This is a genomic window from Roseateles subflavus (assembly GCF_030285365.1).
GTDB classification, from domain to species: domain Bacteria; phylum Pseudomonadota; class Gammaproteobacteria; order Burkholderiales; family Burkholderiaceae_C; genus Roseateles_B; species Roseateles_B subflavus.
The window spans coordinates 381,124-400,847 of the sequence record NZ_JASVDS010000001.1; the positions used below are offsets into that span (position 1 = coordinate 381,124).

A 19,724-nucleotide genomic window follows, 5' to 3' on the forward strand; every position below is an offset into this window, starting at 1 on the left:
CCTGGGCGCCAGCGCCGGCACCTGCGGCGGCCTCAGTGGCCGGCCGTCCCCAGCAGCAGGCGTCCCGCGCGCTTGCTGGCGTACATGGCATCGTCGGCGGCCTTCTTGAGGCTGCGCTCGTCGTCCCCATCCTCGGGATACAGCGCCAGGCCCAGCGAGCACGTCAGCTCCAGACGCAGCTCACCCAGCTGCAGCGGCTGCGCCACCAGGTTGTAGATCTTCTCGGCCACGTGGCGGGCGCTGTCGCGGCTCACCGGGCCGCACAGCAGCACGAGGAACTCGTCGCCGCCGATGCGCCCCACGACGTCCGTCTCCCGCACGGCCGCCTTCAGCCGGCGCGCCATGGCCTGCAGCAGATCGTCGCCCACCGCGTGGCCGTGGAGGTCATTGACCGGCTTGAAGCGGTCCAGGTCCACGAGGATCAGCCCCAGGGTCTCGTGATAGCGCCGGGCATGGGCCAGGGCCAGCTGCAGGCGCTCCGAGAAGTGCGCGCGGTTGGCCAGCTCCGTCAGCGGGTCGTGGCGGGCCAGGAAGTGGATCTGGGCCTCGGACTGCCGGCGGGCGTCGATGTCGGACAGCGTGCCGATCATGCGCCGCGGCACCTCCCGGCCGTCGCGCTCGACGATGCGCCCGCGCGCCATCAGCCATCGCCAGCCGCCGTCGGCCGCCCGCACGCGGAACTCCACCTCGAAGCTGCCGACACCGCCCTGGATGCAGTCCCGCAGGCGCTGCCGCAGGCCGGGCTGTTCGTCCGGATGGACCAGGGGCAGCATCTGCTGGAAGCGAGGCTCGCCGGCCATCAGCGGCCAGCCCATCAGCGTCTTCCAGCGCGCGGTCGTGACGAGGACGTCGGCCCGCATGTCCCAGTCCCAGACGCCGTCACCCGCCCCTTCGAGCGCGAAGGCCCAGCGCTGCTCGCTCTCACGCAGCGCCCGCGTCATGCGCTGTGCCAGCGCCTGCGCCCGCTCGCGGGAGCCGGCCAGCGCCCAGGCCAGCAGGGCCAGCAGCACGCTGCCCAGCACGCCGCTCAGGGCCAGGGTGCGGGGCTCCGCCCGGCCAGCCAGCGGCGCGTAGTCCTCGTGGGCCTGCAGCTGCAGAGTCCAGTCCTGCCCGCCGCGCAGCAAACGTTGCTGGCGCTGCAGCAAGCCGCCCGCGGGCGCCCGCGCCGCCTGGTACAGCAGGGTGTCGTCGCCGGGGGCGTCGCCCTCGAAGAGCCGCAGGCTCAGGCCGCGCGGCAACTGGGCCTGCAAGGGATCCATCAGGGCGGCCACGGACACCGGGGCCAGCACCCACGACTCCAGCCGGCGGCTGCCGTCGGGCGCCGGCCGGAACAGCGGCTGCACCAGCAGGACGCCCGGACTGTGGCCCAGGCGCCAGCGGCGCAGGTCCAGGGCCGGGCTCAACGTGATCTGCCCGCTTTCGCGCGCCCGCAGGAGCGCGGGCCGCAGCAGCGGGTCCCGCCAGAGGTCCTGCGGCTGTCCCAGCGGCCCCGGCCCCGGCAGCAGCGGCCCCAGCAGGGCGCGCGGCGCGGCCTCGTCATCCTCCGGGCGGCTGGGCAGCCAGCGCACGAGCGCCAGACCCTCGAGCCCCGCATGCTCGATGCCCAGGGGCATGGCCGCAAGAAAGCGTGCGAGCCGCGCTTCGTCGAGCGCCGGGCCGCCGGCCGGCTCCTGCGCCTGGGCCAGCGCGTGGACGGCCGAGAGGATCTGCTGGAGTGCGTCGAGCCGGTGGCCCAGACGCTGGCTGGCGGCATGCAGGGCGGCATCGACGTCCCGCTGCAGGACGATCTCGGCCTCGCGCCGCTCGTGCGACCACAGACCCAGGCTCAGCAGCAGCCCCAGCAGCAGCACCGCCCAGGGCAGGCCCTGGGCCAGGGACGGCCCCTCGCGCCAGCGGACCCGCCAGCGCAGCAGGCGCCGCCGCAGGGTCATGCGCCACCTCGCGAAAGGCGCCCCACTGGGATTCGCTCCGACATGCCGATACCTCCGGCGCCACGACGCCTGTGCTGGAGACCTCGTTGAGAGTGGCCGCCACGCCGCGAAGGCACGCGGAGGCGGGCACCGCGATCGCACAGAATACGCCTCTCCCCGACACAACCCAAGCCGACGATGCGCCCGACTCCCGCCCCCGCCATGCCGCCCGCCGGCTTTGCCGGACGATTCCCGACGCCCTACGTCGCGGTGATCTTCACCAGCCAGCGCCGGGCGCCGGATCCGGCCTACGACGCCACCGCCGAGGCCATGGTGACGCTGGCCGCGCAGCAGCCGGGCTACCTGGGCGCCGAGAGCGCCCGCGGGGCCGACGGCCTGGGCATCACCGTGTCCTACTGGGCCGACGAGGCCGCCGTCGCCGCCTGGCGCGCCGAGCTGCGCCACCAGGCCGCGCGCGACACCGGCCGCCTGCGCTGGTACCGCCACTACGAGCTGCGCGTCGCCCGCGTCGAGCGCGCCTATGGCTGGGACGAGCAGGACGGCAGCGCCGACCCGATGCAGGGAGGCGCGGCATGAACCCGGTCGTGGGCATCGCGCTGGCCCTGGCCGCGCTGGTGGGCGGTGGCCTGCTGCTGGGCTGGAAGGGCGTGATCCTGGCGCTCACGGTGGTCGTGTTCTGGCTGCTCCTGCAGTTCAGCCGCCTGATGCGGGTGATGCAGACGGCCAACGGCGCGCCCGTCGGGCAGATCGACAGCGCCGTCATGCTGCAGTCCCGCCTGCGCGAGGGCATGAAGCTGATGGACGTGCTGCCGATGACGAAGAGCCTCGGCGCCAAGGTCGAGGGACAGGCGGAGACCTGGGCCTGGACGGACGCCGGCGGCATCCGCCTGGAGCTGCAGTTCCGCAAGGGCGTCCTGCAACGGTGGGAGTTGCGGCGACCGCCAGGGGCGCCGGACGACGTTCCCGGCACGGGTGCGGCATAGAATCTCCGGGTTGACCCTCAAGCCCACGAGCAAGGAGCCCTCATGTCCATGGACGACCGCGACGGCAAGATCTGGATGGATGGCCAGCTGGTCGACTGGCGCGACGCCAGGATTCATGTGCTGAGCCACACCCTGCATTACGGCTGCGGCGCCTTCGAGGGCGTGCGCGCCTACAAGACCCCCCGGGGCACGGCCATCTTCCGCCTGCGCGAGCACACGGAGCGCCTGTTCAACAGCGCCAAGATCCTGCGCATGAAGATTCCCTTCACGCTGCAGGAGGTCGAGGAAGCCCAGAAGGCCGTCGTGCGCGAGAACCAGCTCGAGAGCGGCTACCTGCGCCCGCTCACCTGGATCGGCTCCGAGAAGCTGGGCGTGAGCCCCAAGGGCAACAAGATCCACCTGATGGTCGCCGCCTGGGCCTGGGGCGCCTACCTGGGCGAGGAAGGCCTCAAGCGCGGCATCCGCGTCAAGACCAGCTCCTACACCCGCCACCACGTCAACATCACGATGACGCAGGCCAAGGCCGTCTCGAACTACACCAACAGCATCCTGGCCAATATGGAGGCCACGGACGACGGCTACGACGAGGCCCTGCTGCTGGACGCCTCGGGCTTCGTGTCCGAGGGTGCCGGCGAGAACCTCTTCATCATCAAGAACGGCGTCGTCTACACGCCCGACCTCTCGGCCGGCGCGCTGAACGGCATCACCCGCAACACCATCTTCCATATCTGCCAGGACCTGGGCCTGCCCCTTGTGGAGAAGCGCATCACCCGCGACGAGGTCTACATCGCCGACGAAGCCTTCTTCACCGGCACCGCGGCGGAAGTGACCCCCATCCGCGAGCTGGACCGCATCGAGCTGGGCACGGGCTCCCGCGGCCCGCTCACCGAAAAGATCCAGGCGGCCTTCTTTGACATCGTCAACGGCCGCAATCCCAAGTACGCCCACTGGCTGAGCCCGGTCTGAGTGCCCGGTCTGCAGCCCCAACCCCCCAAAGAGAAGCCCTCATGAGCGAAGTCAAATCCGTCGTCGAAGTCCTGGCCAAGGACGTGCAAGGCCCCGGCGTGGTCGCCTGCCCGAACCCGGCCATGCCGCTGTGGAGCAACCATCCGCGCGTCTTCGTGGACGTCTCGCACGAAGGCGGCGGCAAGTGCCCCTACTGCGGCACCGTCTATCGCCTCAAGGACGGCGAACACCTGCACGCCGCCCACTGAAGGCCTCGCGATGCATCGCCCCAAGGCGCAGACCGCCGCGCTGATGGCCTCGCCCGAGGACATCGAGCAGCAGTTCTACGAAGCCCTGCAGCACGCCGAGCTGGACCGGCTCATGGACATCTGGGCGGATGAGGACGAAGTGTCCTGCGTCCATCCCGGCGGCCCGCGGGTCGTGGGCCTCGCAGCCATCCGTGCGGCCTTCGAGACCGTGTTCCAGCAAGGCCCCATCGCCGTCACGCCGGAGCGCGTGCGGCGCCTGCACACCGGCGACACCGCCATCCATCAGGTGCTGGAGCGGGTGCAGGTGGAAGGCGCGGACGGCGTGCAGAGCGCCTGGGTGATTGCCACCAACGTCTACCTCAAGACCTCCCACGGCTGGCGCATGGTCCTGCACCATGCCAGCCCCGGCACCGGCCACGACATCCAGGAAGTCGTGCAGGAGCCCACGATCCTGCACTGATGGAGTTCCGCACGCCCTGGTGGCAGCCCGGGGGGCAGGTCCAGACCATCTGGCCGGCCCTGTTCGCGCGGCGGCATTTCGGTGAGCCCCTGGCCTTCCAGCGCCAGCGTTGGCACACGCCGGACGGCGACTTCATCGACGCCGACTTCCTCCTCGATCCCCCGCCGCAGGGCCGCCATCCCCGGGACGCCGCCCCCGCGCCCCCCCGGGAGGACGTGCCCCTGCTGGTGCTCTTCCACGGCCTGGAGGGCAGCTCGCAGAGCCATTACGCGCAGGCCTTTGCCGATGCGGCCCGGCGCCGCGGCTGGCGCTTCGTCATCCCGCACTTCCGCGGCTGCTCGGGCGAGCTGAACCTCGCGCCGCGGGCCTACCACTCGGGTGATTACGCCGAGATCGGCTGGATGCTGGCGCAGGTGCGCCGCCAGCACCGCGGGCCGATGATCGCGGCGGGCGTGTCCCTCGGCGGCAACGCGCTGCTGCGCTGGGCGCAGGAAGCCGGCGAGAGCGCCTCGCAGACGGCCGGCGCCGTGGCGGCCATCTGCTCGCCGATCGATCTCGCCGCCTCCGGCCGCGCCATCGGCAGCGGCTTCAACCGGCAGGTCTACACCCGCATGTTCCTGCGCAGCATGGTGCCCAAGGCCCTGCGCAAGCTGCAGCAGCATCCCGGCCTGTTCGATGGCCAGGCCCTGCGCGAGGTGCGGGACCTCTACGAGTTCGACAACCTCTTCACCGCCCCCTTGCACGGCTTCCGCAACACCGAGGACTACTGGGCGCGGGCCTCGGCCAAGCCCCAGCTGCCACGCATCCGCGTGCCGGCCCTGGTGCTCAACGCCCGCAACGACCCCTTTGTGCCGGCGGCCTCGCTGCCCGGCCCCCAGGATGCCGGCCCCTTCGTGACGCTGTGGCAGCCGCAGCAGGGCGGCCATGTCGGGTTCCCCGGCGGCCGTTTCCCGGGCCACGTGCTGGGCATGCCCGAGCTCGTCTGCCACTGGCTCGGCCAGCAGCTGGGCTGACCAGGCCCGAGAGGCACGCCGCCCCCGGCCCTGCCGCCACTCGCCGGCCCAGGCCGCCACCGGTGGCGCCCAGCCTGCCATCCGCCCGCGCCACCCCCCGTCCACGCCTCCTGGCGGCTAGCATGGCGCCGCCATCGAACAAGGAGGACGGACATGAACGGGACGCTGATCCCTGACGGCGCCAGCACGCCGCTGCTGCAGCTGACCCAGGCGGGCAAGCAGTACCGCCAAGGTGGCCGCACCGTGCAGGCGCTGCAGGACTTCGACCTGGCCCTGCAGCCGGGTGAGATCGTGGGCCTGCTGGGGCCCAACGGTTCGGGCAAGACGACGCTCGTGAAGCTGCTGACCGGCCTGTGCGGGGCCGACCACGGGCAGCTGCGCTGGCGCGGCGGCCCCCCGCGGCCGGCCGGCCAGGGCGGCGCGCACCTGCGCGAGATCGGTGTGCTGCTCGAAGGGCGCGGCGCCGCCTACGAACGGCTCAGCACCCTGGAGAACGCTCGCTATTTCTGCGAGCTGCGCGAGAGCCGCTTCGACCCGGCCCGCTTCCACCACATGGCCGAGACGCTGGGCCTCGCCGACGTCCGCGCGCCCATCCGCCTGCTCTCGACGGGCAACAAGCTGCGGGCCGCGCTGATCGGTGCGCTGATCCATCGACCGGCGCTCGCCCTGCTCGACGAACCCACGCTGGGGCTGGATCTCGAGGGCGTCGAGCGCCTGCATGAGCTCGTGCGCCAGGGCCAGCGGGAAGGTCAGACCTTCCTGATCAGCTCGCACGACCTGCACTTCGTCGAGCGGCTGTGCCCGCGCATCGTCTGCATCCAGCAGGGGCGCAAGCGCTTTGACGGCCCGCGCGAGGCCTTCACCCATGTGGCGCACCCCTACCGGCTGGTGGTCCGCCACGCGGCGCCCTGCCCGCCCGTGCCCGAGACCCTCGCCGGCCGCGCCTGGGAACGCCAGGAGGCCGATTGGGTCCTGGCCCTGAGCGACCCCGCGGAGGTCATGCAGGTGATGCAGCGGTGGCACGACTGGCTGGCCAGCAGCGAGCAGCTGCAGTTGCGCCGCGTGGACCTGCGCGAGCATTACCTCGACCACCTCACCCCCCTCGCACCGCCGGATGAGGCACGCCCTGCCGAGGCCGCACAGGAGACCCTGGCATGACACGCTTGCTGAGACATGGCCTGAACGAGGCCCGCCGCGCCCTCTGGCTGGCACGCCGCTACTGGCTCGAGAGCCTCCTCGGGCTCGGCTTCCTGCTGAGCCTCTTCGGCGGCCTGGTGTTCGCGGTCCTCAAGGCCAGCGGGCAGAGCCTGGACTCCGGCCGAGCTGACGGCCTGATCGCCGGCTTTGCGCTGTGGCTGTTCGCCAGCGGCGCCGCTCACTCGGGCACCAAGGAGATCGTCGAGGAGACCCGGCAGCGCACGCTGGAGCAGCTCAACCTCGCCCCCCTGAGCCTGGGCAGCCTGCTGGGCGTGCGCCTGGTGCTGGGGCAGGCCGCCGGCCTGTTGATGCTGGTGCTGTGCCTCGTGCTGGTCGGGCTGCTCACCCACGGCCGCGTCCAGGCCTCGCCCGAGGTGCTGGGGCTCGCGCTGCTGGGCTGCCCCGCGCTGGCCGGCCTGGGCTATGCGCTCGCGGGTTTCAGCCTGCTGGTCAAGCGAGGCGAGCTGCTGATGGTGGCGGCCTATCCGGTGGTGATCGCGCTCGTGTCGCTGCCGGCCTACCCGGTGTCGGAACTGGCCGCGCTGCCCTATGCGCTGGCCGCGGCGGCCGCCCGGCAGGCGGCCCTGGGCACCGCGATGGCACCGGCCATCTGGGGCTGGGTGGCGCTCAACGGCGTGGCCTACCTCGGCCTCGGCCTGCTCGTCTGGCGGCGCTGCCTGCGCCAGGCGCGGCAGCTGGGCGTGCTCGGACATCTCTGAGCGTGGGGAGATCGGCGCCCGGCAGCGGGCCCGGTCCTACACTGCCGCCATGGATGACATCGTCAAGGCGGCCCTGAAGAAGTGGCCCAACGTCCCCCACTGCCACGACTGGCTGGCCCTCGACGCCCGCGGCGACTGGTACATGCGCGACGAACGCATCCAGGCCGCCGGGCCCTTCCCGCAGGTCAAGGGCAGCCGGATCACGCACGAGAAGCTGCGCGAGTTCATCCACCGCAACTACCTGCCCGACGCGCAGGGCGCCTGGTTCTTCCAGAACGGGCCGCAGCGCGTCTACGTCACGCTGGAGCTGACCCCGCACGTCTGGCGCCTGCACGGTCAGGCCGCGGACGGCTCGCCGCGCGTCCACAGCCATACCGGGCCGGAGGCCACCGTGCTGGCGAGCTGGCTGGACGAGGACGACCGCCTGCTGCTGGCGGCACGCCTGCCCGGGCTCCCGGATCCGGTGCTGGGCCTCGTGCACAGCCTCGACATGGGCGAGGCCGCCGAGGCCGTCGAGCAGGGGCTGTGGCGACCCGAGAGCACGACCCTCGAGTCTCTGTGCGCGCGCTACCGGGTGGTGCGCCACCCACAGCCCTGAGCCGCCTGAAACCGCCCCCTCGGGCTAGACTTGCGCCTCCACGACTCGCCGGATCAGGGATGGCTGCCAACAAAGGCACGGGGACTTCGGGATGGCGCTGGCTCGGTCTCCTCGCCGCGGTCTGCGCGCCGCCGGCCGCCGCCTTCCAGGTCTGCGTGGGCGACGTGCCCGTGCCCCCCTTCATCAGCGGGGACCCCCGGCACCCCGGCACGACCGAGCGCCTGATGGTGGATGCCGGCCGCCAGGCCGGCCTCCCGGTGGAACTGGTGCGCTGGCCGGCTCGCCGCTGCTACGAGCAGATGCGCCTGGGCCTGCTGGAAGCCGGGGTGGGGGCGGCCATTCCTGCCAACCTGCAGGATTTCGACTTTCCCGGCCATCCGCCGGGTGACCCGCAGATGCGCATCGCGCGGACCGGCATCGTGCTCGTGAAACGGCAGGACGTCGCCGTGCTGTGGGACGGCCGCAAGCTCGCGCTGCCGCAGGGACAGGTGCCCCGCATCGGCGCCCGTGCCGGCTTCCGGGCCAGCACAGAAGCCGTCCGCCGCCTGGGCCTGGAGCTCACGCCGGGGCCGAACCAGTCCGCCCAGGTGCTGCGCATGCTGCAGCTCGGTCGCCTGGACCTCGCCGTGCTGGTGCAGGACGAAGCGGAGGCCCTGCTCGCCCGGCCCGACTTCAGCAGCCTGACCATGATGGATCCGCCCCTGCTGGTGAGCGACTTCTACGTCATGACCCTGCGCCAGCTCCCCGAGCCGCTGCGCCAGAAGGTCCAGCGCTGGTGGGAGCTGATGGCGCAGTGGCGCGACCTGCCCGCCTACCGCGCGCCGCCGTCCGGCCCCTGAGCGCCCGGCCCGCGCGGCCATGAAAAAAGCCGCCGGTCTCGCGACGGGCGGCTTTCCTGGCAGACGAAGGCGTCAGTTGGCGGCCGAAGCGGCGGCGGCGGGCGCCTTGGGTTCGTCGAACTTGGCACCGGCGTTGTTGGCCATGTAGACCACGGCGCGGGCGATTTCGACGTCGCTGTGCTCGCCCCCGCCCTGCGGGCTCATGGCGTTCTTGCCCTTCAGCGCCGAGTTCAGCAGGGCCTCGAAGCCGGTCTTGATGCGGGGGCCCCAGGCGGCGGCGTCACCGAGCTTGGGAGCGCCCATCGCGCCCGTGCCGTGGCAGGCGGCGCACTGGGCCTGGAAGACCTGCTCGCCGGTCTTCAGCGCGCCGGCGCTGGAGGCGTCCACCAGCTTGATGGTGCCGATGGGCTGGATGCGGGCGGCGGTCGCCTGCTCCTCGAGGCCCACGCTGCCGGCGGCCGGCTTGGCGTCCGTCGTGACGTAGTTGGCCAGCAGGATGATCACCAGGATGGGCACGACGAATGCGAAGAAGACGGCCCAGGCCAGCTGCTTCGGCGTCTTGATCGGGCCTTCGTGGGCGCCGTGGTCTTGATCCTGGTCCTGGTGTCCGCTCATGAAATCCTCGCTGCCGTCAGCAATAGTCTGCAATTTGGAAGATGCCAGGCCGGTGCCTGGGTGCGCCGCCAAAGGCGCGCAAAACCGCGGAATTATAGGCCGCACCCCCGGTGCACAGAGCTTTACCGGCGCGACAAATGCCGCGGACGCCACAACCGCATGATGAGAACCCGGATGTTCAGCTTTTGCACTTTGTGCCTCCTCTCATGAAGTCCTGCCTCCCGGGTCCGAGCCGCCGGCACTGGCTGCTCTGCGGTGCGACCCTCCCCCTGCTGGCCGCCTGGCCGCGCCCCTCCCGCGCCGCCGACGCGCCCCCGTTGCGCCGCGCGCCGCTCACCGACGAGGAGCGCGCCCATCACGCCCTCAAGCGGCTCGCCTACGGTCCGCGCCCCCAGGATGTGCAGGAGATCCAGCGCCTGGGGCCGGGCCGCTGGCTGGACACCTTCCTGCAGGAGCAGCTCCGCCCGCAGCCCTTGCCGCCCGCGCTGGAGCAGCGCCTGGCCGGTCTGCCGACCTGGCAGGAGACCCAGGGCGAGCTGGGCGAGCGATTCCGCAAGGCGCACCAGGCTCAGCAGGCGCGCAAGGCAGCGAAGGCGGGTCAAGGGGGCGAGGACGCCGTCGCCCAGTCCCGCCGGGAGCTGCTCCGCCCGGTGCTGCTGGAGGCCCAGTCCCAGCGTCTGTGGCGGGCGCTGGAGAGCCCGGCGCAGCTGCAGGAGCGGCTCGTCGAGTTCTGGTTCAACCACTTCAACGTCTTCGCGGGCAAGAGCGCCGTGAGCGTGTACGCCGGCGCCTACGAGCGCGAGGCCATCCGCCCGCACGTCCTCGGCCGCTTCCGGGACCTGCTGGGTGCCACGGCCCGCCACCCGGCCATGCTCATCTACCTGGACAACCACCTGAGCGTGGCGCCGGGCTTCCAGCCGCGCCGGGCCCACGCGCGCACCCAGGGGCTCAACGAGAACTACGCCCGCGAGCTGATGGAGCTGCACACGCTGGGCGTGGACGGCGGCTACACGCAGACGGACGTCACCGAGCTGGCGCGCATGCTCACGGGCTGGACCCTGGACCTGCGCGGCCTGGGCCACGCCAGGGATCTCTTCACCTTCGACCCGCGGCGCCATGACAACGGCGAGAAGCTGTGGCTGGGGCGGCGCTTCCATCACGCCAACCCGAACGAAGGGCCACGCGCCGGGCAGCGCGAGGGCGAGCAGGCGCTGGACGTTCTCGCCCGCCATCCCGCCACCGCCCGCCACCTGAGCCACCGGCTGGCCCAGACCTTCGTGGCCGACGAGCCGCCGCCGGCCCTCGTCGAGCGGCTCGCGCAGGTCTTCCTGCGCAGCGATGGCGACCTGCGCCAGTGGACCGAGGCCCTCCTCCAGGCCCCCGAGTTCTGGAGCGCCGAGCACTGGCAGGCCAAATACCGGACGCCCTACCAGTACGTGCTGGCCGCCCTGCGCGCCGTCAACGCCCAGGTGGACGAGCCCGCGCTGCTGCTGCCGGTGCTGGCCGGGGCCGGGCAGCCGCTGTACGGCTGGCAGACCCCGGACGGCTACAAGACCACCGCCGCCGCCTGGCGCGGCCCCGAGGCCCTGACCCAGCGCGTGCAGTTCGCCAGCACGCTGGCCGAGGGCCGCCTGGGCCGCCGCTGGAACGCGGACACCCGTCCGCAGAGCCTGCTGTCGACCCTCGGCCCGAGCCTGCAGGCCCCGACCCGCGCGGCCCTGCAGGGCGAGACCCCCGCCGCCCAGGCCGCCCTCCTGCTGGCCGGCCCCGATTTCATGCAGTGCTGAGGTGTGCCCATGACCCGATCTTCTTCCCGGCCCGCGGGCCTTCATCGCCGTGACTGGCTGCTGCACGGCGCAGCGGCTCTCGGCGCCCTGGCCACCCCGGCCTTCGCCACCGCCAGCCTGCCGGACGGCCGCCGCCCCCGCCTCGTGGTGGTGATGCTGCGCGGCGCCATCGACGGGCTGAACGTCGTCATCCCGCACGGGGACCCGGCCTATGCCCGTGCCCGGCCGCGCCTGGCCATCGCCCGCCCGGGCGAGGAGGGCGGCGCGCTGGCGCTGGACCGTCTCTTCGGCCTGCACCCCGCCGCCAGCCCGCTGATGCCCTACTGGCAGCGCGGCCTGCTGGGCTTCGTGCATGCCAGCGGATCGCCGGACAGCACGCGCTCGCATTTCGATGCCCAGGACTACCTGGAGTCCGGCACCCCCGGCCGCAAGGGCACGCCGGACGGGTGGATGAACCGCCTGCTGGCCGGTCTGCCCGGGCCGCACAGCGCCAGCCGCGCCCTGAGCCTGGGCAACACGCCGCCGCGCATCTTTGCCGGCCCGGCGCCCGTGGCCTTCCTCGGCACGGGCCCGAAGGCGCTGGACCCGAAGGCCATCGACCAGGCGCGGCTGCAGCGTGGCCTGGCCAAGCTGTATGCCGGGCAGGACGGCCTCTCGCAGGACTACCGCGATGCCACGCAGTCCCGCCAGGACATGCGGCGCAGCCTCGCCCAGGCGGCCGAGCATCCGCGCGGCATGAAGGACGAGGCCCCCAGCCGCGACCCCAGCGCCGATGCCGGCGCGCCCTCGGCCCGCAGCTTCGCCGCCGATGCCCGCCGTCTGGGTGACCTGCTGCGCGCCGACGCGAACACCCAGCTCGCCTTCACCTCCGTGGGCGGCTGGGACACCCACGTCAACCAGGGGGGTGCCACCGGGCAGCTCGCGAACCGCCTGGGCGCGCTGTGCGAGGGCCTCGATGCCCTGGCGCAGGGCCTGGGCGACAGCCTGCAGGACACGGTGATCGTCGTGATGAGCGAGTTCGGCCGCACCGTGCGCGAGAACGGCACCGGCGGCACCGACCACGGCCGCGGCAATGCCCTGTGGCTGCTCGGCGGCCCGCTGCAGGGCGCCGCCGGCGGCCGCGTGGTCGGCGAATGGCCGGGCCTTGAGGACCGCGCCCTGGCCGATGGCCGCGACCTCGCCGTGAGCACCGATTTCCGCCACGTGCTGGCCCCGGTCCTGCGAGGCCATCTGGGGCTGGACGACGAGGCCCTCGCCCGCGTCTTCCCCGATCTCCCGGGCCGCAGCGCCCCCGCGCTGAAGCTGCTGCGAAGCTGAGCGGCCGATCTTCGTCCGGTGATGCCTGCAAGCCGGGTTAGAATCCGTCGTTGGCGTGCGACCGTGGTGAAGTGGATATCATGGAGCCCTCCGAAGGCTTCGTCGCAAGTTCGATTCTTGCCGGTCGCGCCACACGCCGCTGGGCCCTCATTGGAGGGCCTTTTTCTTTGGGGCTGATGCCGTGGTGACTTAGCCCATCAGTTGGCCGGGATGGCCAAGGCTAAGTGAAGTCCACTCGGGGCCAGGCTGTGCTTCACTGTGGAGCGGTAGCGGTCAGGCCTCTGTGGCGGGCACGGACGGATCACGGGTTGTCACCCTGGATACTCACGAGCAAGGCAGCCGGCCTGGCGAGGCAATTCGCGAGCGCCAAAGCCGAGGCCGGCCACGTTGGGTCGCCCGACCGTAATCGCTGCACGGCTGCGCTGGTCGCAATAGCGCGATGTCGGCTTCAGGCTGGTTGCTGCCGCTCACCACCGACTGCTTAGCGGCGCTTCACCTGTGGGTAGCGAGTCCAATGGGCTTCGCACAGCACCGCCGCCTACCTTGAGCACATGGGTGTAGATCATGGTGGTGTTCACATCGGCGTGGCCCAGCAGTTCCTGCACCGTTCGGATGCCCGAGTTGTGGAAGTCGTCGGTGCGCCCTAACCTGTCGCTTGAGCCGACTCGCGTCGGCAGCCCGTCGCTCGCGGCTCATCTTCAACGTTAGGCCTCGCATGAAGTCACTCGCTGCAGCAATTCTCCTCGGCTCGCACCTATTGGCGTTCGGACAAGCGTGCGATGAAGCGAAGTTGGAGAACGCCGCACTTCAATTATTGAAGGCGCCCCAATCTGGCAAGTGCAGGGACATTGTCGGACAGCTAAATGCAGATAAGTTTTGGTCGCAGGCTTGTGATAGGTTGAACGGAAAGTACAAGGATTTACACGCGGAATTTGCAAGAAGAACTGCTTTTTATTCTCAAGGCGTCAAGAGATGGGGCGGCTTAACTTTGGTACTCCATGAAATTCACGGGCCCAGTCCTGAGCAATTTTCGATTGCGCTTTCCGGTGGATTGAACTGTTCAGGAGAAAAGATCGATCCAGTACTGGATGCGGCTTTCCCGGCATCGGATTGCGGTGAAGCATTTTGGAAAAATATTCCTGTCGAAAAATATCAGGGAGCAGTTGCTGCCGAATGTCGGTCCGGCAACTGGTTTATAGTCAACCCAAATGGTGTTGGCAATATTTCTGACAAATAAATCACTTAGCGGAAGTACGTGACACTAATCGATGCAGTCAAATCGGCCTAACCCATCGTTCAATCGGACTTTCTCCGGCACTCCTACGCCTGGCATCATTTCATTCTCGCCCGGCTCCGTCACTCTGTCGCAATCCGGTTAACTCAAACGTTAAGCTTCATAGGTGACCCGCATGACATTCGAAGCGACCCTAGTTGTTGCTGCTGCAATCCTCGCATTGGGTCGCTTCTTAGATCAATACCACTTGAAGTCTCGATCCGCGAAATGGCTGGTCGAGCTGGCACGCTCTGCCTTAGTCAGGTCATTCATCTTTCTCGACGATGTTCGCCCTGTCCAGATTGCAAGGTCAGTACTTCGCTGGCGCTGGTGGGTAGTAATCCCTTCGATGTTTTCGACCGGGGCGCTGCTATGGACCTACGGTGCACCGTCTCTTGTCTTGTTCAATTTTTGGTTCGGAGCGGGTATTAGCTGGCTAGCGTTCCTAAGTCCATTGCTGATTCAGCTGCTGTACTTTTCCGTGCTGAGTCTTGCCGCGCGAAGACTCAGCGATCCGCTTTGCACTGCGCTCTTGTTTATGAGCATCGCGCTATTCATTGGCCTTCAGCCCGCAATCTATTTCTCGCTGAAGAATGTTCAAAGCATGTATGGTGTAATGCTCACTCAACATTTTCAGAATCTCGCCCTCTTGTCCGTTGTCGCACCACTAGCTTTGCTCTTGCTATTTGTCGCGATCTTTGCACTAAAGTACTTCACCCTCTTGCTCCGCTGGTTGATTATGAAGGTCATTGACGCGGCGACTGAGCCAAAATCGGACCCGTTCGTCTACTTCGCCGCTATCTGGGCGGTTGCACTTGTTTTGCAGCAGGCCGCGGCTACGCTGCTTATTGGCAAGTGAAGCCAAACCAGTCGCTCAAGCCGACTCGTGTCGGCAAACCGCCGCTCGCGGTTCAGCTTCAACCTTGAACGACCACTTCCGGGCGCCGAGTTCAGTAAGTCGAAGGACCGCCCCCGCTGCGTAGCAGCCATCCATGTGCCAGTGGTTGCCTCGAGCGCAGGGTCAGGCCTTAAATATGAGGTTCTTAAGGTTTAAGGCCTGACCCCGCCCCTTGTGACCCCGCCCCTTGTGCAGAAACATACTCGCGGTGTATGAGTGCTGTCGAGGAGGCGTACATTGAGTGCTATCAACAGACAGGCAGATGATGAAGGTGCAACCCTCAGATCTCATTCTCCGTTTTGACGCGGACGGCAACGATGTACTACTACTAGTTCCAAAGTCACCAACAGACGTCGCGACGTTGAAGCAATTCTTCGCCGTTCCGGTGCCTGTGGGGGTAACCGTGTCTGAGTTCGCGAGCGAAATGGGGGCCGCAGTCGCGTCTTTCTTACATGCTCGACATCGTGATCGCTTCGAAGTGATCGAAACGCTAGTTGAAGACGAAGTACTGGAGTCGACTGAAGCAGTCACGTTTGGCGACGCACGACTTCTGATAGATCGACTTGGCGAAGATTCAGATCTTGCCGATCTACAAGCTATCGATGCGCTATTGCAGATAGCCAGCGAGCAAGGGGATGCTGAAGCTGAAAGTTATCTTCACAATCGATGGCCCCAGCTTCGGACAATATTTGTTCGGCGGATTTCTCGTAAGTAGCAGGTCGTTCTGACCTGCCCCCTCCGTAGATCCAGCAGGAGATCCAGGGTCAGGCCTTAAATCTAAAGGCCTACAAATTCAAGGCCTGACCCCGACTCCTCGACTCCATGGCCCCGACTCCAGAGTTCGAGCGACGCCATTTCCAATGGCTCAAAGGTGTCTAGGGAATCCGGGGCGATTCATGCAGCAGCATCTGTCTCCCCATAACACGTTAGGTTGCAAATGCAGAGAATCGCGTTTATCGAGGGGGCCGGTGGAATCGAGTCTCAGGAAGCGGTTGGCGTTCCTACGGTCACTAGCTGGTTCGCTGAGACGCTTGCGCCAAGTGCGGGATCCAGGGTCAGGCCTTAAATCTAAAGGCCTACAGATTCAAGACCTGACCCCGACTCACCTTGAGTCGGTTCTGGACACTGACCCTACGGGCCGGGAAATGCGCCCCCGCAATGTGCCCTAACCAGTCGCTCGAGCCGACTCGCGTCGGCAAGCCGCCGCTCGCGGCTCAGCTTCAACGTTGGGCCGACAGAAGATGAGTGCAACGCCTTTGTCAGATTTGATTCGAAAGTTCCATCAGACGCGCAGTCGTGAAGACTTTGATGCGGTGGTGGAACTTTGCGTGCGCGCTCCTATAGGAATAGTCGCAGTTGGAGTCCAGCCAAAGGCGCACGAGGATGTCACTATCGCAAGCGACGGAAACATTTCACTCGGAAACACCACGCATGGCGATGGGGTATCGCGGCTGATTGCATTTGCCGATCCCCGAGAGTTCAGGGCTAGATTTGGAAACAACAAGTGCAATGGAGAAATGCTGGGGGCGGAACTATTTAAAACCGCCCTGCACAATCATGAATGCGCTGGAGTTCTGCTGAACTGTGCGACAGAAGAAATCAGTGTCCCCATTCCGCGGAGCGATATTGAAGATGCAATCGAAAATTTGGCACCAAGGTCGCGTCAACTGCACGACGTAATGGAAGAAGTTCCACCCAAGCGGAAGTGGTGGCAGGTATGGTGGTGAAGCATGGGTTTTCGGCCCAACCCTTCATTGCATCGGACCTGCGCCAGCTGCGCTGGCTTATCCGCGGAATTAAAACGTTAGGCCGCAAATGAGGACTTATTGCTGCGAGGCGATGCGACACCGGATCCAGGGTCAGGCCTTAAATCTAAAGGCCTACAGATTCCAGACCTGACCCTGACTCAGGGAAGTCCCTTTCATTCGTTAGGCACATCAAGATGACGACCGCTGCTCGTGAGGCGCTGGATGACTGCAAGGGGGCTTTAGCTGAACTGGCCGACGGAGTACAGGGCGGCCAGTGGCGCAGGCGATGGATCATTTCAGTTGTCTTGCTGCGCGCAGTGGGTCATGTTCTTGACAACGTTGATGGCTCGCGGAGCGCGGCGTATCGATTGGCGATCGATTCATGGTGGAGCCAGCTGAAGGCGAGTAAGCCGGAGCCTGCGATCTTCTGGAGCCTCATAGATGAAGAGCGCAACACAATCTTGAAGGAATATCAGACTATAAGGCTGGTCAAGGCGTCACCGTTCAGCTCAGTGGGATTGAAATCAATATGAGAACAGGCGAGCAGCGGGTTGATCCTCCCAAACCGCCGATCTATCACTACACAGTGAACACAGGCGCCTTTGCCGGCATGGATCAAAGGGAGCTCATTGCAAATGCAATCGCATGGTGGGAGGTGCAGCTAAATGGAATTGATCAGGTTGCGAGAGGTTCCTAACCAGTCACTCGAGCCGACTGGCGTCGGCAAGCCGGCGCTCGCTGCACATTTTCGACGTTAGGCGCCAACAATCGGCCATGAGAGTCTTCTACATATTCTGGTTCTTCTTCTGCTGTGGGTGGGGCTACCTGTTGGCTGGCTTTGCCGAAGCTAGCTCTCCGACATGGCAACAAGTTGCTGCCTCAGTTCCGGTTTGCATCGCAGTCATTGCGGTCCCTTTTCTGATTGAGCTTCGTCGCATGCCGTCTGGCCAAAGAGCCAGCGCCCCCTCCTTGAGCCCCAAGCCCTGGCAACGTCCCACCGGGTCATTTCTATTCGGCAGCCTCACATTCCTTTTCTCAGGTCTGTGGGGTACCGTACTCGCACCACTATTGGGAGCGCCGGGTCTGAGAGTAGCCGCTCAGTTCTTGGTCTTTGGCGCCAGCGGCGTCGTTGCGATCCATGCTGTCAAGCGCGCGCTGCCTGCAAAGTTCGGCGCCTAACCCCTCCGTCAAGGGGACGTCCACGAGCGGGCTTCGCCCACTTGTGCCCGCCCTTTACGTCGAACGTTAGACATCAGTCAAATGCGACTTACGCGAAGCGATGTAAATCTGCGCCTCCATGCCATCCGTCTGCTCTGGCGCGAATGGGATCCAATCGGCGTATTTCAGATTGACGACGGTGATTGGCCCGAGGACGAGTACGACGCGTATCTCGGGCCATGCTTGTCTCTGCTTGATCAGGGCTCCTCAATTTGTGAGCTTGCTAGCTACCTCTCTAGGATCATTGGCGACCACATGGGTCTCGGAGAGTCCGGAATCGCCTATTCCAAACCAGAGGAGTTCGCTGGCAAGCTGCACTCATGGCACCAGTCGTACTTGGAGCATGGCGCGTGAGGTCGAACTAGTCGCTCGAGCCGACCCGCGTCGGCAAGCCTCCGCTCGCTGCTCAGCTTCAACGTTGAACGGCAGCTTCCGGGCGTCGAATTCGATGGAACGGAAGACCGCACCCGCTGCAAAGCCGTCTGCCGAACCCGTCGGTCAACACGAGGCTGGATGCTGTCTACGGTCAGGGGCTGCTTTGCGACGCCTACCTGTCCGACAGCGAGTTCAACGCCTGCTCATTCAGGAGCGCGGTGCTAGCGGAACGCATCGGCCACGACGAGCTTGGAAGACCTCGCGCGCATTCAGCCCGGTGTCGCCCGGCAGCGTCGCCGCCTGCCCTGGCCACGGGCTCAGGAGCCGGTCCAGGAAGCATGCCGCTCAAAGTGCCCCCGTCTGCGACTTTTGCAAGCTGGAACATTCGCAACATACTGTATAAACATCCAGTATGCTTGTCGATGTCATCCCCCTGCGCCATCGCGGCCAGCGGCTGCCGGCCGCCACCTTGCGTCTGCGCACGCCTGTGCGCGGGCAGCTGTGGATCACGCGCTTCCGCCCGGCCGTGGACAAAGACACCTCGCCCCTGCTCGCCGCCCTGCTGCGCGACCGCGAGAGCCTGCTGCCGCCCCTGGACTGGGCGGAGGTGCGCACGGTGCGCAGCTGGCAGCTCATCGTCACGGGCATCGAGGACCTGGGCTTCAGCGACAAGGCCCCGCAGCTCTTCCGCCAGAGCTGGTGGTGCCGCGTCGTGACAGACAGCGAGGCGCTCAGGCGCTAGCGGCGCGCTGCGCGGCCAGCAGCTGATCGGTTCGCCGTGCGTCGGCCAGGTCGAACATCGCCAGCGGCGGGGGCTGGATCAGCGCCCGGGCCTCGTCCTCGGAGCCCTCCAGCCACTGCGCCCAGTGCTCGGGCTCGATGTGGACCAGCGAGCGCTTGTCCTGGCCGTCCGCGGGCAGCGTCGTGTCCGGCTTGTGCAGGCGGGCCAGCAGCGGGTGCGCGTCGCAGTTGCAGGTGATGAGGGTGAAGTTGGGCACCACCTCGCCCGTCTGCGGGTCGATCCATTCGGACCACAGCCCCGCCAGGGCCCAGGGCAGGCCGTCCGCGCGGCGCAGCTGCCACCACACGTTCCTGCCGGTCTCCCAGTTGGGCTCCTGGTACCACTGCGCCGGCACCAGGCAGCGCTGCCCGGCCTTCCAGGCGGCCTTGAAGGTGGGCTTGGCCTCGATGCCCTCGACGCGCGCGTTGTTGGTGGACCGGGGACGCGGCTTGCGGGCCTTGCCGGCCGGCCCGGCCTTGGGGGCGAGGTAGTCGATGCGCTCCGGCTGCCCCGGCCGGATCAGGCCCCACTGCCCCACGGTCGCGACCCGCTCACCCGCCACGCGCCGCACAAAGGTGCCCTGGCCGAAGGGCCCGATGGGCGCCTCGACAAGGCCGTCGGGCGGCATCGACCGGAAATAGGTCGTGAGGTCGCCTTTGGGCGAAACATGGTAGAGATTGCACATCCGGCAGGACAGGAAGTTCACCTGACGTGCGGATTGTGCTTCTGATGAACAGCGGGGGATGTCCCCTCCCTGT

21 protein-coding genes, 1 tRNA gene and 1 pseudogene are annotated in these 19,724 nt (G+C 67.5%); 19 read left to right on the top strand and 4 right to left on the bottom strand.

Annotated features, from left to right (window positions below; genetic code table 11):
* Window positions 1–32 precede the first annotated feature (32 nt).
* Entirely contained in the window at window positions 33–1,931 is a 1,899-nt protein-coding gene (locus QRD43_RS01730) for a diguanylate cyclase domain-containing protein (protein WP_285980746.1), read from the bottom strand.
* Window positions 1,932–2,108: 177 nt separating this feature from the next.
* Here QRD43_RS01730 and QRD43_RS01735 point away from each other — a divergent pair, with 177 nt between their 5' ends.
* From QRD43_RS01735 to QRD43_RS01780, 10 genes are all read left to right on the top strand, one after another.
* Complete coding sequence (locus tag QRD43_RS01735) at window positions 2,109–2,507, top strand: antibiotic biosynthesis monooxygenase family protein (protein ID WP_285980747.1); 399 nt, start codon at window positions 2,109–2,111, stop codon at window positions 2,505–2,507.
* Complete coding sequence (locus QRD43_RS01740; RefSeq protein WP_285980748.1) at window positions 2,504–2,914, top strand: hypothetical protein; 411 nt, start codon at window positions 2,504–2,506, stop codon at window positions 2,912–2,914. The genes QRD43_RS01735 and QRD43_RS01740 overlap by 4 nt, the downstream gene beginning before the upstream one ends.
* Window positions 2,915–2,956: 42 nt before the next feature.
* Window positions 2,957–3,880: a branched-chain amino acid transaminase gene (locus tag QRD43_RS01745; protein ID WP_285980749.1), complete on the top strand. Its 924-nt coding sequence runs from the start codon at window positions 2,957–2,959 to the stop codon at window positions 3,878–3,880.
* 41 nt (window positions 3,881–3,921) lie between these two features.
* On the top strand, window positions 3,922–4,128 hold the full coding sequence (locus QRD43_RS01750; protein WP_285980750.1) for a zinc-finger domain-containing protein: 207 nt from the start codon (window positions 3,922–3,924) through the stop codon (window positions 4,126–4,128).
* Window positions 4,129–4,138: 10 nt separating this feature from the next.
* Window positions 4,139–4,588, top strand: coding sequence for a YybH family protein (locus tag QRD43_RS01755; protein WP_285980751.1), 450 nt, complete (start codon window positions 4,139–4,141; stop codon window positions 4,586–4,588).
* Window positions 4,588–5,601 carry a YheT family hydrolase gene (locus tag QRD43_RS01760; protein ID WP_285980752.1) on the top strand — a complete coding sequence of 338 codons (1,014 nt, stop codon included), beginning with the start codon at window positions 4,588–4,590 and terminating at the stop codon, window positions 5,599–5,601. The genes QRD43_RS01755 and QRD43_RS01760 overlap by 1 nt, the downstream gene beginning before the upstream one ends.
* Before the next feature lie 153 nt (window positions 5,602–5,754).
* Window positions 5,755–6,759, top strand: a complete 1,005-nt coding sequence (locus QRD43_RS01765; RefSeq protein ID WP_285980753.1) for an ABC transporter ATP-binding protein — start codon at window positions 5,755–5,757, stop codon at window positions 6,757–6,759.
* Entirely contained in the window at window positions 6,756–7,517 is a 762-nt protein-coding gene (locus QRD43_RS01770; protein ID WP_285980754.1) for an ABC transporter permease, read from the top strand. Before QRD43_RS01765 ends, QRD43_RS01770 begins: the two co-directional genes overlap by 4 nt.
* A 49-nt stretch (window positions 7,518–7,566) precedes the next feature.
* Window positions 7,567–8,115 carry a DUF2946 family protein gene (locus tag QRD43_RS01775; protein WP_285980755.1) on the top strand — a complete coding sequence of 183 codons (549 nt, stop codon included), beginning with the start codon at window positions 7,567–7,569 and terminating at the stop codon, window positions 8,113–8,115.
* Between the two features lie 59 nt (window positions 8,116–8,174).
* Window positions 8,175–8,954, top strand: a complete 780-nt coding sequence (locus QRD43_RS01780; protein ID WP_285980756.1) for a hypothetical protein — start codon at window positions 8,175–8,177, stop codon at window positions 8,952–8,954.
* Between the two features lie 72 nt (window positions 8,955–9,026).
* Here the strand turns inward: QRD43_RS01780 and QRD43_RS01785 are convergent, their stop codons facing one another.
* Entirely contained in the window at window positions 9,027–9,569 is a 543-nt protein-coding gene (locus QRD43_RS01785) for a c-type cytochrome (protein WP_285980757.1), read from the bottom strand.
* Between the two features lie 206 nt (window positions 9,570–9,775).
* On the opposite strand from QRD43_RS01785, the gene QRD43_RS01790 reads away from it, so the two are divergent.
* The 3 genes from QRD43_RS01790 to QRD43_RS01800 all read left to right on the top strand — a co-directional run bounded on the left by QRD43_RS01790 (window position 9,776) and on the right by QRD43_RS01800 (window position 12,805).
* Window positions 9,776–11,356 carry a DUF1800 domain-containing protein gene (locus tag QRD43_RS01790; protein ID WP_285980758.1) on the top strand — a complete coding sequence of 527 codons (1,581 nt, stop codon included), beginning with the start codon at window positions 9,776–9,778 and terminating at the stop codon, window positions 11,354–11,356.
* Window positions 11,357–11,365: 9 nt separating this feature from the next.
* Window positions 11,366–12,673 carry a DUF1501 domain-containing protein gene (locus QRD43_RS01795; RefSeq protein ID WP_285980759.1) on the top strand — a complete coding sequence of 436 codons (1,308 nt, stop codon included), beginning with the start codon at window positions 11,366–11,368 and terminating at the stop codon, window positions 12,671–12,673.
* Between the two features lie 57 nt (window positions 12,674–12,730).
* Window positions 12,731–12,805 (top strand) — tRNA-Arg (locus tag QRD43_RS01800).
* Between the two features lie 335 nt (window positions 12,806–13,140).
* On the opposite strand, the pseudogene QRD43_RS01805 reads toward QRD43_RS01800, so the two are convergent.
* Window positions 13,141–13,287, bottom strand: a pseudogene (locus QRD43_RS01805) (hypothetical protein); the annotation flags it as partial.
* A 101-nt stretch (window positions 13,288–13,388) separates the two neighbouring features.
* Here QRD43_RS01805 and QRD43_RS01810 point away from each other — a divergent pair.
* From QRD43_RS01810 to QRD43_RS01835, 6 genes are all read left to right on the top strand, one after another.
* The gene (locus tag QRD43_RS01810; protein ID WP_285980760.1) at window positions 13,389–13,910 is read left to right on the top strand and encodes a hypothetical protein; all 522 of its coding nucleotides are present in this window, start codon (window positions 13,389–13,391) and stop codon (window positions 13,908–13,910) included.
* A 172-nt stretch (window positions 13,911–14,082) separates the two neighbouring features.
* On the top strand, window positions 14,083–14,805 hold the full coding sequence (locus QRD43_RS01815) for a hypothetical protein (RefSeq protein ID WP_285980761.1): 723 nt from the start codon (window positions 14,083–14,085) through the stop codon (window positions 14,803–14,805).
* Window positions 14,806–15,106: 301 nt separating this feature from the next.
* Window positions 15,107–15,559, top strand: coding sequence for a hypothetical protein (locus tag QRD43_RS01820; RefSeq protein ID WP_285980762.1), 453 nt, complete (start codon window positions 15,107–15,109; stop codon window positions 15,557–15,559).
* A 526-nt stretch (window positions 15,560–16,085) separates the two neighbouring features.
* A complete protein-coding gene (locus QRD43_RS01825) occupies window positions 16,086–16,571 on the top strand; it encodes an SseB family protein (RefSeq protein WP_285980763.1) in 486 nt (161 codons plus the stop codon).
* A 215-nt stretch (window positions 16,572–16,786) separates the two neighbouring features.
* Window positions 16,787–17,125, top strand: a complete 339-nt coding sequence (locus tag QRD43_RS01830; RefSeq protein WP_285980764.1) for a hypothetical protein — start codon at window positions 16,787–16,789, stop codon at window positions 17,123–17,125.
* Window positions 17,126–18,597: 1,472 nt separating this feature from the next.
* Complete coding sequence (locus QRD43_RS01835; RefSeq protein WP_285980765.1) at window positions 18,598–18,927, top strand: hypothetical protein; 330 nt, start codon at window positions 18,598–18,600, stop codon at window positions 18,925–18,927.
* On the opposite strand, the gene QRD43_RS01840 is transcribed toward QRD43_RS01835, so the two are convergent.
* Window positions 18,917–19,672: an SOS response-associated peptidase gene (locus tag QRD43_RS01840; RefSeq protein WP_285980766.1), complete on the bottom strand. Its 756-nt coding sequence runs from the start codon at window positions 19,670–19,672 to the stop codon at window positions 18,917–18,919. The genes QRD43_RS01835 and QRD43_RS01840 overlap by 11 nt on opposite strands.
* Between the last annotated feature and the right edge of the window lie 52 nt (window positions 19,673–19,724).

Bases quoted from the DNA above. Each gene is read 5' to 3' on its own strand.
- QRD43_RS01765 (WP_285980753.1), top strand. From the start codon at position 5,755: ATGAACGGGACGCTGATCCCTGACGGCGCCAGCACGCCGCTGCTGCAG.
- QRD43_RS01815 (WP_285980761.1), top strand. From the start codon at position 14,083: ATGACATTCGAAGCGACCCTAGTTGTTGCTGCTGCAATCCTCGCATTG.
- QRD43_RS01825 (WP_285980763.1), top strand. From the start codon at position 16,086: ATGAGTGCAACGCCTTTGTCAGATTTGATTCGAAAGTTCCATCAGACG.
- QRD43_RS01760 (WP_285980752.1), top strand. From the start codon at position 4,588: ATGGAGTTCCGCACGCCCTGGTGGCAGCCCGGGGGGCAGGTCCAGACC.
- QRD43_RS01790 (WP_285980758.1), top strand. From the start codon at position 9,776: ATGAAGTCCTGCCTCCCGGGTCCGAGCCGCCGGCACTGGCTGCTCTGC.
- QRD43_RS01810 (WP_285980760.1), top strand. From the start codon at position 13,389: ATGAAGTCACTCGCTGCAGCAATTCTCCTCGGCTCGCACCTATTGGCG.
- QRD43_RS01755 (WP_285980751.1), top strand. From the start codon at position 4,139: ATGCATCGCCCCAAGGCGCAGACCGCCGCGCTGATGGCCTCGCCCGAG.
- QRD43_RS01735 (WP_285980747.1), top strand. From the start codon at position 2,109: ATGCGCCCGACTCCCGCCCCCGCCATGCCGCCCGCCGGCTTTGCCGGA.
- QRD43_RS01785 (WP_285980757.1), bottom strand. From the start codon at position 9,569: ATGAGCGGACACCAGGACCAGGATCAAGACCACGGCGCCCACGAAGGC.
- QRD43_RS01780 (WP_285980756.1), top strand. From the start codon at position 8,175: ATGGCTGCCAACAAAGGCACGGGGACTTCGGGATGGCGCTGGCTCGGT.
- QRD43_RS01740 (WP_285980748.1), top strand. From the start codon at position 2,504: ATGAACCCGGTCGTGGGCATCGCGCTGGCCCTGGCCGCGCTGGTGGGC.
- QRD43_RS01775 (WP_285980755.1), top strand. From the start codon at position 7,567: ATGGATGACATCGTCAAGGCGGCCCTGAAGAAGTGGCCCAACGTCCCC.
- QRD43_RS01835 (WP_285980765.1), top strand. From the start codon at position 18,598: ATGCTTGTCGATGTCATCCCCCTGCGCCATCGCGGCCAGCGGCTGCCG.
- QRD43_RS01830 (WP_285980764.1), top strand. From the start codon at position 16,787: ATGACGACCGCTGCTCGTGAGGCGCTGGATGACTGCAAGGGGGCTTTA.
- QRD43_RS01745 (WP_285980749.1), top strand. From the start codon at position 2,957: ATGTCCATGGACGACCGCGACGGCAAGATCTGGATGGATGGCCAGCTG.
- QRD43_RS01820 (WP_285980762.1), top strand. From the start codon at position 15,107: ATGATGAAGGTGCAACCCTCAGATCTCATTCTCCGTTTTGACGCGGAC.
- QRD43_RS01795 (WP_285980759.1), top strand. From the start codon at position 11,366: ATGACCCGATCTTCTTCCCGGCCCGCGGGCCTTCATCGCCGTGACTGG.
- QRD43_RS01730 (WP_285980746.1), bottom strand. From the start codon at position 1,931: ATGACCCTGCGGCGGCGCCTGCTGCGCTGGCGGGTCCGCTGGCGCGAG.
- QRD43_RS01750 (WP_285980750.1), top strand. From the start codon at position 3,922: ATGAGCGAAGTCAAATCCGTCGTCGAAGTCCTGGCCAAGGACGTGCAA.
- QRD43_RS01770 (WP_285980754.1), top strand. From the start codon at position 6,756: ATGACACGCTTGCTGAGACATGGCCTGAACGAGGCCCGCCGCGCCCTC.